This is a genomic window from bacterium, from assembly GCA_041648665.1.
Classification (GTDB): domain Bacteria; phylum UBA10199; class UBA10199; order 2-02-FULL-44-16; family JAAZCA01; genus JAFGMW01.
The window spans coordinates 18,382-32,944 of sequence record JBAZOP010000016.1 but is presented as its reverse complement, the minus strand read 5'-3'; the positions used below and the strand labels follow the sequence as shown (position 1 = coordinate 32,944).

The 14,563-nt window shown below is 63.2% G+C and carries 18 protein-coding genes; all 18 read right to left on the bottom strand.

Annotated elements, in window-relative coordinates; translation table 11 throughout:
• Positions 1–2 precede the first annotated feature (2 nt).
• The 18 genes from WC683_07550 to WC683_07465 all read right to left on the bottom strand — a co-directional run bounded on the left by WC683_07550 (position 3) and on the right by WC683_07465 (position 14,554).
• Entirely contained in the window at positions 3–215 is a 213-nt protein-coding gene (locus tag WC683_07550) for a hypothetical protein (GenBank protein MFA4972453.1), read from the bottom strand.
• Positions 216–244: 29 nt separating this feature from the next.
• Positions 245–589: a hypothetical protein gene (locus WC683_07545; GenBank protein MFA4972452.1), complete on the bottom strand. Its 345-nt coding sequence runs from the start codon at positions 587–589 to the stop codon at positions 245–247.
• Between the two features lie 10 nt (positions 590–599).
• Entirely contained in the window at positions 600–1,397 is a 798-nt protein-coding gene (locus tag WC683_07540; GenBank protein ID MFA4972451.1) for a hypothetical protein, read from the bottom strand.
• Positions 1,398–1,400: 3 nt separating this feature from the next.
• Entirely contained in the window at positions 1,401–1,790 is a 390-nt protein-coding gene (locus WC683_07535) for a DUF3168 domain-containing protein (protein ID MFA4972450.1), read from the bottom strand.
• Positions 1,787–2,326 carry an HK97 gp10 family phage protein gene (locus WC683_07530; protein MFA4972449.1) on the bottom strand — a complete coding sequence of 180 codons (540 nt, stop codon included), beginning with the start codon at positions 2,324–2,326 and terminating at the stop codon, positions 1,787–1,789. The genes WC683_07535 and WC683_07530 overlap by 4 nt, the downstream gene beginning before the upstream one ends.
• Complete coding sequence (locus WC683_07525) at positions 2,326–2,643, bottom strand: hypothetical protein (protein MFA4972448.1); 318 nt, start codon at positions 2,641–2,643, stop codon at positions 2,326–2,328. The genes WC683_07530 and WC683_07525 overlap by 1 nt, the downstream gene beginning before the upstream one ends.
• Positions 2,643–3,005, bottom strand: coding sequence for a hypothetical protein (locus WC683_07520; GenBank protein ID MFA4972447.1), 363 nt, complete (start codon positions 3,003–3,005; stop codon positions 2,643–2,645). Before WC683_07520 ends, WC683_07525 begins: the two co-directional genes overlap by 1 nt.
• Complete coding sequence (locus WC683_07515; protein ID MFA4972446.1) at positions 2,998–3,384, bottom strand: hypothetical protein; 387 nt, start codon at positions 3,382–3,384, stop codon at positions 2,998–3,000. The genes WC683_07520 and WC683_07515 overlap by 8 nt, the downstream gene beginning before the upstream one ends.
• Positions 3,385–3,546 carry a hypothetical protein gene (locus WC683_07510; GenBank protein MFA4972445.1) on the bottom strand — a complete coding sequence of 54 codons (162 nt, stop codon included), beginning with the start codon at positions 3,544–3,546 and terminating at the stop codon, positions 3,385–3,387.
• A gap of 22 nt (positions 3,547–3,568) precedes the next feature.
• Entirely contained in the window at positions 3,569–4,708 is a 1,140-nt protein-coding gene (locus WC683_07505) for a Mu-like prophage major head subunit gpT family protein (protein ID MFA4972444.1), read from the bottom strand.
• Position 4,709: 1 nt separating this feature from the next.
• Complete coding sequence (locus WC683_07500) at positions 4,710–4,940, bottom strand: hypothetical protein (protein MFA4972443.1); 231 nt, start codon at positions 4,938–4,940, stop codon at positions 4,710–4,712.
• Between the two features lie 21 nt (positions 4,941–4,961).
• Positions 4,962–5,975 carry a hypothetical protein gene (locus tag WC683_07495; protein ID MFA4972442.1) on the bottom strand — a complete coding sequence of 338 codons (1,014 nt, stop codon included), beginning with the start codon at positions 5,973–5,975 and terminating at the stop codon, positions 4,962–4,964.
• A gap of 3 nt (positions 5,976–5,978) precedes the next feature.
• A complete protein-coding gene (locus WC683_07490; protein MFA4972441.1) occupies positions 5,979–6,953 on the bottom strand; it encodes a hypothetical protein in 975 nt (324 codons plus the stop codon).
• Between the two features lie 189 nt (positions 6,954–7,142).
• Positions 7,143–7,502: a helix-turn-helix domain-containing protein gene (locus WC683_07485; protein ID MFA4972440.1), complete on the bottom strand. Its 360-nt coding sequence runs from the start codon at positions 7,500–7,502 to the stop codon at positions 7,143–7,145.
• Positions 7,499–11,443 (bottom strand): PKD domain-containing protein, encoded by a 3,945-nt coding sequence (locus tag WC683_07480; protein ID MFA4972439.1) that lies wholly within the window; start codon positions 11,441–11,443, stop codon positions 7,499–7,501. Before WC683_07480 ends, WC683_07485 begins: the two co-directional genes overlap by 4 nt.
• Complete coding sequence (locus WC683_07475) at positions 11,440–12,090, bottom strand: hypothetical protein (protein MFA4972438.1); 651 nt, start codon at positions 12,088–12,090, stop codon at positions 11,440–11,442. Before WC683_07475 ends, WC683_07480 begins: the two co-directional genes overlap by 4 nt.
• 5 nt (positions 12,091–12,095) lie before the next feature.
• Positions 12,096–12,911, bottom strand: a complete 816-nt coding sequence (locus tag WC683_07470; GenBank protein ID MFA4972437.1) for a phage minor head protein — start codon at positions 12,909–12,911, stop codon at positions 12,096–12,098.
• Entirely contained in the window at positions 12,908–14,554 is a 1,647-nt protein-coding gene (locus tag WC683_07465) for a hypothetical protein (GenBank protein MFA4972436.1), read from the bottom strand. Before WC683_07465 ends, WC683_07470 begins: the two co-directional genes overlap by 4 nt.
• Between the last annotated feature and the right edge of the window lie 9 nt (positions 14,555–14,563).

Sequence of the window (14,563 nt, the reverse complement as noted above, 5' to 3'; positions counted from 1 at the left end):
CGTCACTTCTGCTTGATAATCCCGCCGTACCGGGCATAGAGTGCCGTCCGGTCCGGCTCGTCCGGAGCGACCGGCGCCGGTGCTGCTGAAGAGGCCGGTACCGGTTCGCCCCGCCGGAGACGGTCGAAGTCCCGCCCGTGTCCGTACAACCTGAAGATCTGCACGAGCGTGCAGCGGTGCAGCAGGTAGTCCGGCGAGGCCCACGCGTACATCATGCCCACGCGGGCGATGATGAGCCCGACGTCTAACTCGGGTTTTTTCCGGCATCGCCGTTCCTGCCATCCTGCATCTGCTCCTGCGCACGGTCCACGACGAACCGCACGAACCGGAGGAGCTGCGAGAGCGTGCAGTGTTTGAGCAGCCACTCCTCGGTGATCGTCGGGTTCTGGATGTGTGCCGCTTCCGCGACGATGCCGATCAGGTCGGCCTGCGTCGGGGTCTCGCCCTTCTTCTTCTCGAGCAGGTCGATCAGCCGCAGCGATGCCGCCGCCGGGAAGATCGAGATGTCGACCTCCTCGACGTGGACGCCGGACCCGATCTTCGCGATCACGGGTTCGGGGACGAACGTCGAAAAATCTTTGAGGATCATGGGATCGCCCTTACGTCGCCTGCTCGTCGACGATGCCGAGGAGCTGGTCGCCTGCCGTGCGCGTGGAGTCCCGGATCGCCCGCAGGGTCACCGGCACCACGAGCTCTTCGGTCGCTTCGTCGCTCTTATGCGCGAACTCGAGCCCGCTCTCGTAGTAGGTCTTGTAGAAGGTCACCTGCAGATCGTTGCCGCTCTCATTGGTGTTCGTGAACCGCACGACGACCGGGGTCTGCGTGGATTTGCCGCCCGTCGAGAACGTCTTGCTGCTGGCGGGCGTATAGGCGTAGTCCACGAGAACCGTCGCGCCATCGTCGATGCCTGCTCCACCGATCCGGGCGATACAGGTATACCCGGCAGAATCCACCGAGATCACGTAGTCGGTGTTCCGGGTATGGGTGGGAGATCCTGCCGCTCCCGTGACGACAATCGATCCGACTTCCGTTCCCGCGGCGTTCTTATGCTCGAGCCGGACGGCATCGGTATCGTCGAGGACCACGACTTCGTTCGTGACCGAGACCGGTGCCGCTTCAACGGTAGCGTAGGTATCGATACCTCCCCGGAGCACGTTGATCTTCGAGAACTCCGGCTCCATCCAGTCGAAGGAGATATCGGCTTCCTGCTTGACCACGCGGCCCATGATGGGTTCGCCATTGTCCGGCTTGATATCGGCCTTCGTGATGTTCTCTTTCCACTTCACGTTCTTGGCGATGCCGAAGTCCTGGAGGGACCCGACATCCGCCCCCACCTCGATCTTACATGAACCGAGGCGGACTGCATCGGCGTCCTGGACGCCTGACTGGTAGACCATGATCTATGACCTCTCGATGATGTGCAGGCGGACGTCCACCGGGGTGACGTGCATATCGAGTTCGACATCGTAGAGGTCGATCTCGTTCACGATCACCCCCTGCGTGATATGGACGCCGTCCTGCACGGTTTTCGCCCGCTGGGTTGCCGCGACCACGGCATCCGCGAGCTGTTCTGCTTCGATATGGGTGGCCGCGCAGCAGTCGGTCTGGTAGACGGGGAACCGCGTCGGGACCTGGTGGCCCCGGGCCTGGCTCACCCGCCGGAACCGAATCGCGGGCAGGGTGGGATCCTGCGGGAGCTGCTGCAAGTAGATCCGTTCGTCCACGAGTGCCGCCACCGCAACGTCCGCGAGGAGGAGGGCCCGGTAGGCTGCAGTAGGATCGGCCGTCACGACCGGATCGCCTCCACGATTGCCGCGTCGAGTGCTGCCCGTATTTCATACTCGATAGCAGCCGCGTTCTCGTCGATGGCCGGGCGGAAGTGCGGACGCGGGCAGATACCGGGATGCCGGACGTGCTTGACCGGGTGCGGGGCTCCGTTCCAGTAGAGGGCCATCTTCCCCCCTTCGACCGGAGAGAGGAACGCTGACCCCGCGAAGCCCGGTCCACGCGGGAATATGTCGTAGGGCTGTTTCGTCGCGCCTTCGCCTTCGGCGTAGAGCCCCGTCCCGAACTCGAGCCATGGGCCCCGGACATCGTCGACGCCGATCGCGACCGCGCACCGGGTCGGTGTCTTCTCGACGGTTTCGATGCCGATCTTCCGGCGGTAATCACCCGTCTTGTAGGGAGCTCGGGCCCGGGCATCGTTCCTCGGAATGAGCGCCCCCGCCTGCACGGCAGCCTCGAGGGTATCGGCCATCGCGTCGCCGAGTCTGCGGAAATCCTCCGCGAGTTCCTTGATGCCGGTGATGCGGATCTGTTTGCCCATCAGAACACCGCCGCGAGGATGGTTGCGGCCTTCTCTCCACCGAAGACCACGATGATCGCAATCAGCAGGAGCGTGTCCCGGTAGTCCTTGATCAGCTCGAACGGGGTCTTCGTGGATGAGGTCTGGGTAGCTTTCGCACAGAACGCCGCCACGGCTGCTGCTGCGGCCTCCGGGATCTCGCCACGGTACCGGTCCACCTTCTCATCGAGGGAATCAAGACGGTCGAAGATCGTCTTATCCCCCTCACGGCCTTTATCTTCAAGATCCTTCATGCGTCGGTCGCACTGGTCGACCGTGACGCAGGAATCCCCGTTCATCAGCGCACCACCTGACAGAGCAGGTTTGTGTTCAGCCCGAACCCTGAATGTTCGGGGAGCAAGATCTCGTACGTGATGCCGTCCACGACAGCCTGCATGGCTGCCGTGATAGTGAGGTACCGCCCCGCGAGACTGATGCGGTGCGAGGAGACGACATACGTTTCTTTGCCCGTCTGCACTTTCCTCCCCCCTGAAGGCGCGACCGAACAGGCGATCCCGATATGTCCCGCGAGATCAGACCACACCGGGATGCTCTGCCCGTGGTCGTCTTCGGCCAGGGTCGCGGTCTGGATCGTGCAGGTGGTGGGGAAGAAGTCCGCGAGCGCTTCCAGCATCAGATCCGCGTCGAACAGGTCAGGCATCCCGCATCGACTCCTTGATCAGCAGTTCGAGCGTCTGCGCGGGATTGTCCGCGTATTCGGCGATATCGAACCCGCAGAAGTCCTCATCTGCCTGCTGCTGGTACTCTTCGCGGAGTTTCGCTGCCCGTGCCATGAGGGCCTGCGCGACCGCCGCCCCGTTCGTGGAAAGGCCGTTGTTGCTGATGACCTTGAGGACCATCGCCTCGTTCGAGGCCATCTGTTCGAGTGCAGCGGCAGCCGCGAGCTTGACCTCGTTGCCGTTCATCGCGAGGAAGGCATCGATCTCGTCGTCGTCGAAGATGGGGCGGGCAGCCTTCCGGTCAGTGGAAAGGAGCCGCACCTTCCCCCGGTCCGTCGAGACGTCGTAGGTGAAGGCCATTCAGCGCCTCCGCTTCGGTTCCTGGAGGAGTGTCGTCACTGCGGGCGGTTCCTCCGGTGGCGCCATCCGCTGCAGCAGGTCGATAATCCGGTCATTCTGCTGCACGATGGCCGCGAGGTACTCATCTTCCCGCGTCACCGGCTTCGGTACGTTCGGCGGCATTCCCTCCTCCGAAAAAGAGGGATTATGAGCCGGCGCCCGTCTGCGCGTAGGTGTACCGGGGATCGCCCTGGACTGTGCCGAAGACCTCGCGGACGCGGTAGAAGATGTTGTCCGTGGCGAAGTCTCCGGAGAGCGGTCCTGCGTCGCCGCCGCCGAACGCGACCTTGTTGCTGGACTTCATCACGACCTCCGGGGATTCGTGGCCGCGGAGGTACGCCGCGAGGAGGGCCGGCCGCTCGGCCGGTTCGGCGAACAGGTACCAATTCGTGGTGCCGCTCGTGGTGTTCACGATAGGCAGGTAGGGGTCTACTTCGAGCGTGAGCCCCATCTGCGGAATGACATTCACGGTCGGCCACGGAACGGGGGCCGCTTCGTCGTCGCCGCCATACGTCCATGCCTTCATTGCCGAGGTGAGGATGGCGCGGCCCGTCATTTCGAGAGACGGGGGCACGACGAGCGTCGCTGCCCGGACGCTGATGGGTTCGCCGTTCGGGTCGGTCTGGGCCTGCATCAGCTCGAGGGTCGTCTCCAGGTTGGCAATCGTCAGCGGGAGCACGCCGAGGTTCGTCACGGCCTGCCCGCAATCGGTGATCGTCGCCCCGTAGAGGCTGGTGTGCGGACCGGTCGACATCGCATACGTCGAGGTCAGGAGATAGTTCTCCGTCCGGATCGCAGCGTTCGCGAACCGGGTCGCGATCCCCGAAAAGGCTCCGAGCGCATCGTTGATGATGCTCTCCCAGGAGATATCGAACTGCCGGCCGTACTTCTTGAGGGTGATATCGAAGCGGCAGTTCTTGGGTTTGCTGGCGAGGTACTCGCCTTTCTCCTGGACTTCCGCGAGACGGTCGTCAAGCCCGAAGACCCTCTCGAGCCGGCGGGTGTTGAAGTTCGTGTTCGTCACGACTTTAGTCCACCGGCGCCAGTTGGCAACATTGATCTGGTAGTTCGCCAGCAGCTGCCGGTCGACGATGTAGCCGAGCAGGTAGGGAAAGTCGGTGGTCGTGATGGCCTCTTTGACGAGGTACTCGTGCCGGTGGGGCGAGAAGCCCCGGTCGTTGCGGAGGAGACTCATCGCTTCGGCAACCTGGGCCTGGTCGATAGTCTCCTTGTTGACGGGCTGGTACCCGTCCCAGTTGGTCAGTTCTTTGAAGAATTCTGCCATGTTACGGTGTCTCCTTCGGTTGGGTGGCCTTCGCAGCCCCCTCCTGTCGAGCAACGGCAACTCTGATGTCCCCAGTTGCCTGGTCGTTCGCGGTGCTTGCGGCTTCGAGCTGGAGGATCTCCTTGTCGACCATCTCCAGCTCACGCACCAGCCGCATCCTGCGATAGGCGAGCGCCCCGATCCGCTGGGCAATCTGGTTCTGCCGCACCTCGATGCTGCGTATAGCGTCCATTATCGCGTCATCTCCTCCGGATTACGAGCCCGTGGCGTTGTAGCCAAGCAGGTAGTACACAGTCCCGCCGTAGATGATCGGGATCTGCATGCAGGTGCCGGTATCCGAGGGGTTCGTGGTAACGGTCTTGCATCCGAAGGCTCCCGCCTCGATTTCGAGGACGCCTTCGAGGGTTCCTGCGGTCCCACCGGAATTGATGTGGATGGCGCTGCGGATCGCCGGCGTGGTCCCCGGTGCCCCTTCGACCATGATGTCGAGGGCGCGGCAGTAGGGCGCGATGCCGCCGTTCTTGTTGTCCACGTTGAGTTTGAGGGCCGTCGCTGCGGAGACCGATGCGTCGGTCGCCTCGTCGCGGACGGCCTTGAACTCGGCGCAGGTGATCTCCCCGCCCGTCGAGATCAGGTTGTCCACGATACGCATGTTGATCCCGTGGATCTGTTCGCCGGCAAGGAGAATCGTCGCCGGGGCGATACACGCCTCGATGAGTTTCGCCTGCCTGGTGGTGGTTGAGCCTTCGAGCAGGAAGTTCCCCGCTGCGGCCGAGCCGCTGCCGAAGTGCAGAATACCGCCGAGCGGGACACAGGACTTGTGGACCTTGACCGCGACGAGCGTCGGGCTCGTGGTGGATGCCGTGACCGCCCCGAGCACCTCGCCGAACGGCTGGAAGTGATAGGGGTCCTGCTGGCCGGAGAGGATATACTGGTCCGTGCCGGGGACGCGCTTGATGAAGACCGGATCTCCATAATCCATGGCGAGGGCAATGCCGTCGCTCGTGCCGTCGCTGACGCAGCCGAGCACGTAGAGCGCCCAGATGCCTTCGGTATCGATGACGATCTTGTCGGTGGCCGCTGCCGCGCTGTTCATCGCGATGCCGACGATGTTGTCCCCGACGAGCACCGGGTCGCCCTTATCGACGAGCCCGTCTGCATGGTAGGGGTGGGTGAGTTCGGACTCGAGGAACGTCAGATGCCGGCCCTCGTAGGTCGAGGAGATCTCGTCTCCTGCGCTGCGTTTTGTGACTGGATATTCACACATGGTCTATCTCCTCCCGGTGACGGCGATCTCCGCCATCCGCTTCGCTTTCTCGGCGGAGTGGCCGGCTTCGAGAAACTGTTTCTCCATGACGTCTTTCAGGGACGTTCCCGCCGGCGTGCCGCCGCCGCTGCCCATGCCTTTGATCGTGCCGCTCTCCGTGACCTTCGCGAGGTAGTCTGCCTCTGCCTTCACGGCCCCGGCGATGGCTGCCTTGTACGCGGCTTCGTCGAGTTTGCCTTCCTTGAGGGCAGGGGTCTTCGCGAGCTGCTCGAGGAGCCGGGCCTTCGTGATCTCCGGTACCTTCGCGTCCTTGAGCTGGGCCGCGACGAAGGACTTCGCCTCGAGGAGCAGCTGGGCCTCGTTGAGGCGGTCGAGTTGTTTCTTCAGTTCGGCATTTGCATCGTTGCTCTCTTTGAGCTGCTTTTCGAGCGCCGCCGTCGCCTCCCGGTACTCTTTCTCCTTCTGTGCCTGGGCCTCTCTCACCGAGGCCTCGGAGAGGATCTCCTTACGGAGCGTCTCCATGATCGCCGCGTCTTTGCGGACTTCGTCAATGGATACCACGGTTCTGTCTCCTGGTGTCTCACTGGTATTCCCCGCTTCCCGGAAGGCTTCGAGAATGGCTCCGCCTCTGCCAGGAAGCGTTACAAAATCGACCGACCGGACGGCCGTGATCTTCTCGATGATCGGGCCGGTCCGACCTTCTGCCACGCCTTTTTTCGTCGTCCCTTCGGCGACGTGCGAGAGCCCGATGTGCTGGGCCATCTCGCGGATCGCCGATGCGTAGCGGCTGAATGGTTGGGCACGAGAGTAGATCCCCGGACCCTGCGGCCCGTTCTCTTCGTAACGCCCATCTTCGGCAAGCGTGCCCGCGAGCGTATTCAAATCGCGCTCGGGCCGAAGTCTCGCCTCTTCTCGGGTCTGGTGATTCCAATGCATGTGCAAGCCTTTTTTGTAGTTCGAGCAGGCTTCTTTCAGCATTTCAGCGCTGTAAAAACCAGAACTACCCCAGCCGGGCGAAATGCAAAGAATAGGGATCGTACCATCTGCCCGCGCTGTGGCCTCGGTAAGGGGGACTGCCTCCGAGTACAAAACGAGATTCTGACCGTCGTTGTCGTCGGGCATTAGAGTATTAGACGTGCTACGGGTTAAAAAGGAGGGGGAGCGATTTCAGGGGGTCGCCCGAGCTTTCGCCGTGCCGGCGGCTTGATGCACGGCCTGCTGGACCTCTTTCTCGATCCGCTCGTCAAGCCAGGTTGCGAGGACCTCGTTCGAGACGTCGAGCCCGGCGTCCCGTGCTGCATCAATGCCTCCAACCTTCAGGCTGAGCTGTCGGAGCATTGTTCGGGACCGGTACCAGGTCTTGATGCCCTCTCCCGTGCGGCAGCCCTTGTTGTAGTTTACAAAGTCTCTGTTGAGTTCGGCCGCGATGTCCGCATATGAATGACCTTCAGCACGCCGCCGGGAGATGATATACCGCTCTCCCTGACTGTATGGCGGGCAGGAGGCACTCTCGGTCAGGGTCCTCAATACCACCAGCCTCCGCCGGGTACCTGCACGAGCACGTACCGGGTCTTGCGTTCATAATCAGACGGGTCGCCGTAGATCGAGACCGTGAGGTTGACGGTATACCAGCCGGCGAAGCGGTAGGTGTGGACGGGGTTCATCTCGTCGCTCGTCCCCCCGTCGCCGAACGTCCAACTGTAGTTCGTGACCGGGCCCGTCGAGGAGTCCATGAACCCGACGATGCAGTTGGGGAGGCGGCAGAAGGTCTTATTTGCCACGAAATCGGCATCCAGCCAGTCTGCCGGATCGGAGGCGGCGATATAGCCGGTTTTTCGCATGACCGATCCGCCGCTCGCGTTCCCGATCGTGAGCGTCACGGTATAGGTGCCGGCCTCGGTATACGTGTGCGTGACATCCTGGCCCCAGGCGACGGCCGAGCCATCGCCGAAATTATAGTTCATGTAGATCGGGTCGAGACAGTCGCCGGTGAAGGCGAAGGCCACCGCGAGCGGGATTGGGCCGTCCGTGACGTTCGCGGTAAAGTTCGCGTGCGGGAGCGCAGGGATGGGCGGGCCGGTCACGGTGACGGGGATGGTCGTCTCGTTCGCCCCGCTCGCGTTCGTGACCGACAGGACGACATCGTAGGTGCCGGCAGCATAGTAGACGTGGGTCACGTTCTGGTCGTCGGAGGTCGTGCCGTCATCGAAATCCCAGAGCCAGTCCTCGACATTCTCGCCCGTCCCGACGAACTGCACCGAGAGAGGCGCTTCCCCGCTATCCGGGGTCGCGTTGCCGCTGATGATCGGCGGAGCCGTCGAGGCTGCCTGCGTGACCGTGATATACTGCGTGACGTTGCTCCAGGACGATCCGCCGGCAGTCGTCGCCCGCAGGTTTACGGTGTAGATGCCGGCCTGCACGTAGGTATGGACGGGGTGGCGGGCGCTGCTCGTGTTCCCATCGCCGAACTGCCAGAGCCACGAGGTCGGGGATCCGGTGGAGGTATCGTAGAACTGGACGGTGAGGGGTTCGTCGCCGTCGGTCGCGTTCGCCGAGAAGGAAGCCGTCGGGGGGAGCGTGCCCGCGCCGACCGTGATATACTCGAACTTCTTGACGAAACTGTATCCCCCTGAGCCATAGACGTACTCCGTGACATCGTAGGTTCCTGCTGCGGTGTAGGTGTGCGTGGGGGATTTCTGACTGATCGAGGTCGTGTTATACCAGGTCCCGTCCCCCGTCGAGAGGTTCCACGCAAAGAGCCCCGTCCCGGAGGAGGAATCGGTGAACTTGACGGCAAGCGGGGCCGTGCCGCTGGTGACGTTTGCCGCGAAGTTCGGCACGATATCGTTGTCCGCCGGCTGCGGGTCGAAGTTGAGCCATTTTTGAATGTACGTGGGATAGACCGAGCAGTACCGGGCGTGGGCAAGCCCCGTCAGGACCGAGTAGCCGCCATACGCATAGTTCTGCATCGTCGAATAGGAGACGTACTGGTGCGTCGAGACCGACTGCACGAAGATCGCGGGCTGCGTCCTGACCGTCGTACTGGCGAACGTGCAGTAATTGATCGAGACTGTCGCAGAGGTGAAATAATAGATCGGGCACCCCGTATACCCAAACAGGTTGCGATACGAGGCTGTAACCAGCCCGTCGGCATTGCCGTCCGATGCATCCGAGAGATGCCCGCCGGTATTGGTAAACGAGCAGTTATCGATGACCGAAGTACCGGCATTCGAGGTAACGAGCACGCCGATCCGCGACCCGGTATCCGAACAGTTGTAGAGCTGAGCGGGACCGTTCAGGTAGAACCCGATATAGTTGTTTTCTGAAGTGCAGTTCTCGAAGATCGAGTTATAGGGCGTCAGGTAGCCGCCGCCGTAGGCCGAGGGGTTGCCGACCTCCATGAGCTGCCCGCCGTAGCGGAGGTATGCCTGCCCGGCCCCGCTGCTGGTACAGTTGCGGAAGACGATGTTGCTGCCGCTGGTGGATTTCTCCCAGTACCAGTTTGCTCCGTAACTGTCCTGGCAAACGCACCCGTCATACAGGATATTGTACTGGGCGCTGCCTTCCTTGATATCGAATCCGGGCGTCCACGACGGGATCGAGGTCGAATAGGTGTTGCCGAGCCGTTTGCTGTTCCGATACGGGCCGAATTTCCCGCAGTTAATCGCGTGGCAGTCATAGTAGGAGATGTCATGGACGGAGAAGGAAGTTTGCTCGTCGGTCCAGCCATGCGCGAACCCGGCGCACCCGCTATCGACGACCCAGACGTTGCGGAGCGTGATGTCATGCAGCTCCTGCTCGGAGTGCATCCAGACGGCACAGGCAATGGCCCGCGAGATGTTATAGACCATGATATTCTCTAGTTCGACATTATAGCAGGCTGCACCGGCATAGGTAGAGAGTCCCCCCGTGCCGGTGATATTGAGGTCCCGGACAATGGTGTTCGCCCGTGTAACGATGTTCGAGTAGCGCCGGGGATTGACATCTCCTTCAGGCGTCTCGTAGAAATCCGACCGGATAACAGTTCCCCCATTGACGGCCGGACCCATACCCTGCCCCCGGAGCGTGACGCCGCTTTTTACGGTGACATAGACGCTGGTACTGAACGGTGCAGTATAGTAGAAATCACCCGGGCTGAGCTGGACCACGCCGCCGCCTGCTGCCGCGACCGCGTCGATAGCCGCCTGGATCTGCACCTGGTCGGCCGTGCCGTCGCACTGCAGGATGTCCGGCAGGGCCTTCCAGTAGGCCGGTGCGTTCGTGGCGACCACGGTCTTGACGTTCGCCCAGGTCACTGTGATGTAGTTGGTCCGGACCATCGTCGCCGAGCCGCTCGCGTTCGTGACCGTCAGTTCCACGGTATAGACGCCGGGATCGTCGAAGGAATGGGCGGGGTTCTGCTCTTCGCTGGTCGTCTCGTCCCCGAAGTCCCAGTCCCAGGTGAGCGGATCCTCGACCACCGAGGTATCGTTGAACTGCACGTAGAGAGGCGGCGCACCGGCGACCGGCGACCCGACGAACGACGCGGTCGGCAGGCCCGACCCGACAGTGATCATGTCGGTCTGCGTCGAGGCATTGACGCCGGAGAGGTTCGTGACCGTGAGCGTGACGTCGTGCGATCCGGCGACCTCGTAAATATGCAGCGGGCTCGCCTCGGTGCTCGTGTTGCCGTCGCCGAAGGTCCAGCTGTACGAGACGTTCGCCTCCGGGTCGACGACGATCGATTCGTTGGTGAACCGGACGACGAGCGGGCTGATACCGGTCGTGTTGGAGGCCGAGAAGGCGACGATCGGCAGCGGGGCGGCCGGGGGCTCTTCGGTCGCATCGCCCAGCCAGAGGTCGTCGATCCAGGTCGTCCCGCCACTCTGGTACATGCCGGCATAGCCGCTCGATCGCGTGGATGAGGTCGAGGAGATGATCTTGACGTCGTCCAGGTAGACGGCGATCTTCTCAGCGGAGGTCGCGTTCGTGAGCACCGTCAGGACGTGGGGGGTGTCCCGGTCGATCTGCACAGGGGTGTTGTTCAGGGTCGCCGGGACGCCGGCCGTGGTGTCGTAGAGGTAGATGTTGTCCCCCGTGGTGCGGTTGCTCGCGATGACCCCGTACTTCGTCCCGTTCGCGATGCTGCCGGCGTCGTCGGCCTGCACGGAGTCGAAGATGAAGCCGATCCGCGCCTGCCCGCTGGCGACCCCTTTAAACGTAAAGACCATCGTGTAGTTCGCGTCCGGGCCATACACGGCATCGAAGATCCCGCTGGGGTCGCCCGAGAGGTTCGGGTACATCGCGGGCGTGCCGGTGGTCACGGTGCGGGATGCGTTCATGTGGGAGCCGGAGGTGTTGACCACCCAGTACGCGGGCGAGAGGGCGTAGGCGCTCTCGGTATCGTCGTCGAAGGGGTCGTGCAGGGCCGCCCCCGCCGCAGGGAGCAGCAGCAGCCCGATCAGGAGGGCGAGGAAGAGCTGCCTCATACGACCGTCCCGAAACTGAGGTGGGCGCTCCGAAACTCGGCGTCCACTGCGAGGGTATCGCTGCCCGAGGTCGCCAGCCGTGAGAGTTTGAAGAACGCGGGCAGGCCGGCGGCGGCGTTCGGGAAGCTGGTCAGCGCGGCCGACTCCTGCGTGAGGTGGCAGCGCCCGGCGGTCTGGAGGGTATCCGCCGCGATCGCGACGGCTGTCCCGAAGCTGCCCGTATAGGCGATGTTATCGCCGACCGCGAGGAGTTCGCCCTGCCAGACGACCGCCCCCGATCCGCTCGCGGCGGTCCATTCGACGTTGAACGTCGGGTCCGCGGCACACCACCGGCGCGGGATCCGGCCGAGGGCGAAGACGAGGGTCTCGACGACATCGGCGTCGAAGAGCCAGCCGTAGGTGTAGACGCCGTTCGCGAGCGCGGTCGGGCCGGCCGCCTCCATCGCGGAGCCGTCGAGCGGGTAGCCCTCGGCGGCCATGAGCGTGCGCTCGGGGGTGATCGGGTCCTCGCCGCCGGTGCCGTGCCGGCTCGCGTGGGTCTTCAGCAGCGTGATGATCTCGTTGATGTCTTCCCCGTACAGGTTGTAGGGGTCGTCCGGGTCGTAGGTGCGGCCCGGGGTATTCTGGTACGTTCGGTCCCATGCCATAGTGTTCAATCACCTCCGGCGGTCGATCCGATCCGCCGGTAATCGACGTAACAGCGGCATCCCGGAAAGCGCGGGGCGTGTTGATGCCCGCTCGGGAATGGCTGGTCAAGAGGGATCCAGCCTGCCGCCGAGTTCTCGCGACAGCCATTAGAGACCCGGTCGTCTCCGCTGTCGCGCCAGTGCTTCTCCATCGCGAGGCCCTGCCGCTGCATCTCCTTCGCCTGCCGGATACTGCCTTCCTCATAGGCTTCCGCTACCTCCGTCACCGCGACGAGGTGCGCCCGGCTCGCGATATGTTCCTGCGGTTTGCCGATGGCGAACTCGGTATACGCTGCCGAGATGCGGCGGGCAATGGTATCGTAGGGGACTCGTTCGTTCACGCCGTCCTGCACGATCCGGGCGATATCCTTCCGCGTGGTGGTGTCGATGCCCTTGATGCGCTCTGCCGCGTGGCTCGCGAGCCATTCGCGGGCGCGGGGGTCCTTGAGGTCGAATTTGAGCGGAACACCGGCCGTCGCGATCAGCGTTGCCGATGCCCGGACGAGCGCAGATTCGGCCACGCTTTCGAGTGCCCGGAAAAAGTCCTCGTAGGTACCGATGTAGGCGGCATCCAGAGCCGGGGCGATGATGGACTGCGGAGCAGCGTCTTCCTGGAAGTGGGTGCGCTGTTTGGAGAATTCCGCGAGCACGATCTCCCGCTGCCGCTTGAAGATCGTCCTGACCTTCGCCTCGAGCTGGTGTTCGAGGGGCCGGGTGTCCTGGCGGTGGATGACTCTGCCAGCTGCTTCGAGATACCGGTCGAGGGCTTCGGAGACCGTCATTCCCACACCCCTGCCTTCTTCGCCGCTCTGATGGCGTCCCGGAGCTCGCGAGCCGCTTCGACCATTGCCCGTTCGAGCTTCGGGATCTCCCTGTCATCGTCGCTGCCCGATACCGGCGGTTCGTCCTCCGGCTCGGGTTCGCCGTCCGGGAAGAGCTCGTCGAGGACCGCGTCGATATTCTCCACCCCTAAGGCCTGGAGGAGGAGACGCGACAGCAGCATCTTCGGCATGGTCCGCGCCTGCGAGAGTCCTCCGAGGGTGGCCGCCTCCTTGATGGCCGCGACCTGGACGTTCGCGTCGTGCTCGAGCATCGGCGGGAACGTGACGTCGATCGTGCGGTCGAGGGGTTTGCCGCGTTTCGTCTCGTCGGGATTCTCGGTATCGAGTTCGAGCGTGATCGTCTCGTCGCCGGTCCACTCATCGACAGCGACGGTCCCGCCGATGGGGCCGTTTTCCGCCCGCACCGAGCAATTGACGACGTACTGGAGGATGCCGTGCATCACGCCCTTCCAGAGTTCCTGGCGGGCGCGGAACCTCAGCTCCATGGGCCGTTCCATGGTCTTCGCCGTGGCAAGGTTGCCCGTCGAGGGATCGCCCGTGAGTTCGGGTTCCATGATGCCCGTCGACGAGCAGACCATGAGCATCAGGCGCCGGCCGTCGTCCATCCCTGCCTGCGCCCCCGCGGTGCGGAAGGGTTGCAGGTTCGTGCCTTCGGCCTGGATGAACGTCGAGGCCTGGACGGGTGCAGGGTTCGTCTCGCCGGTCCCGGTATTCGAGAGCGTGGATGCAAGCCGGGTCTTTGCTGCCGTGACGCCTTTCTTCCCGCCTTTAGTGGTAATAACGGTCGCAATCCGCGCGAGGGCCTTTGCGACGGATGCCCAGTTCTCCAGATACTCTTTGTACGCACGCGCCCAGTCGAGGCCCGCGTAGACTTCCGAGACCCCGAACTGCATATCGGAAAGCGCGTTCACTTTCACATGGTAGATCGGGGTGTCGGCGCGGACCTCGATGCCGTAGAGGGTTGCCGGGTGGCCGTCGCGGGGCCGGTAGCGCCAGTCAGGGTAGTAGGCCGCCCGCCGGACGGGTGGGACCGGGCCGGCGGTATCGAGCGGGAACTCCTGCCATTCCCGGAGGTAGTACCAGGGGTCGTTGCTGTCCTCGGGGTTGTAGACGACGCGCTGGACTTCGTGGAACGGCACGGTGCGGATCCGCACGCGGCCCGTCGAGGAGTTAATGAAGAAGACGAAAAAGAGGTTCGCGAAGAGCTGGAGTTCGGTCTCTTTGAGCATCAGCGCCTGGTGGTCGAAGAGTTCTGCCTTGTTCTTCTCGTCGTCGATGAATGCCTGGATCACGGCGTCGATGGCCGGGTGTTTCGCTTTCGTCGTGACGCCGAGCGCGAACACGTAGCAGGTCTGCGTCTCGACGGCCCGTTTGATGAGCGGGTTTTTCAGCCAGTAGAGGCGGGCGAGGATGACGATCCGGCGAAGGGCATCCCGCGAGAACTCGCGGTCGGTTTCGGTGAGGCTCTGCCAGCCGATATCTTCGAGCGCGAGTTCGAGTTCGACGATGCGTTCGACGAGCAGCTCGTTCTCTGCAAGAGCTGCCTGCATATCTTCGGGAAGTGAGTTCTTTTTTCGTGGCATTGTCAGAAT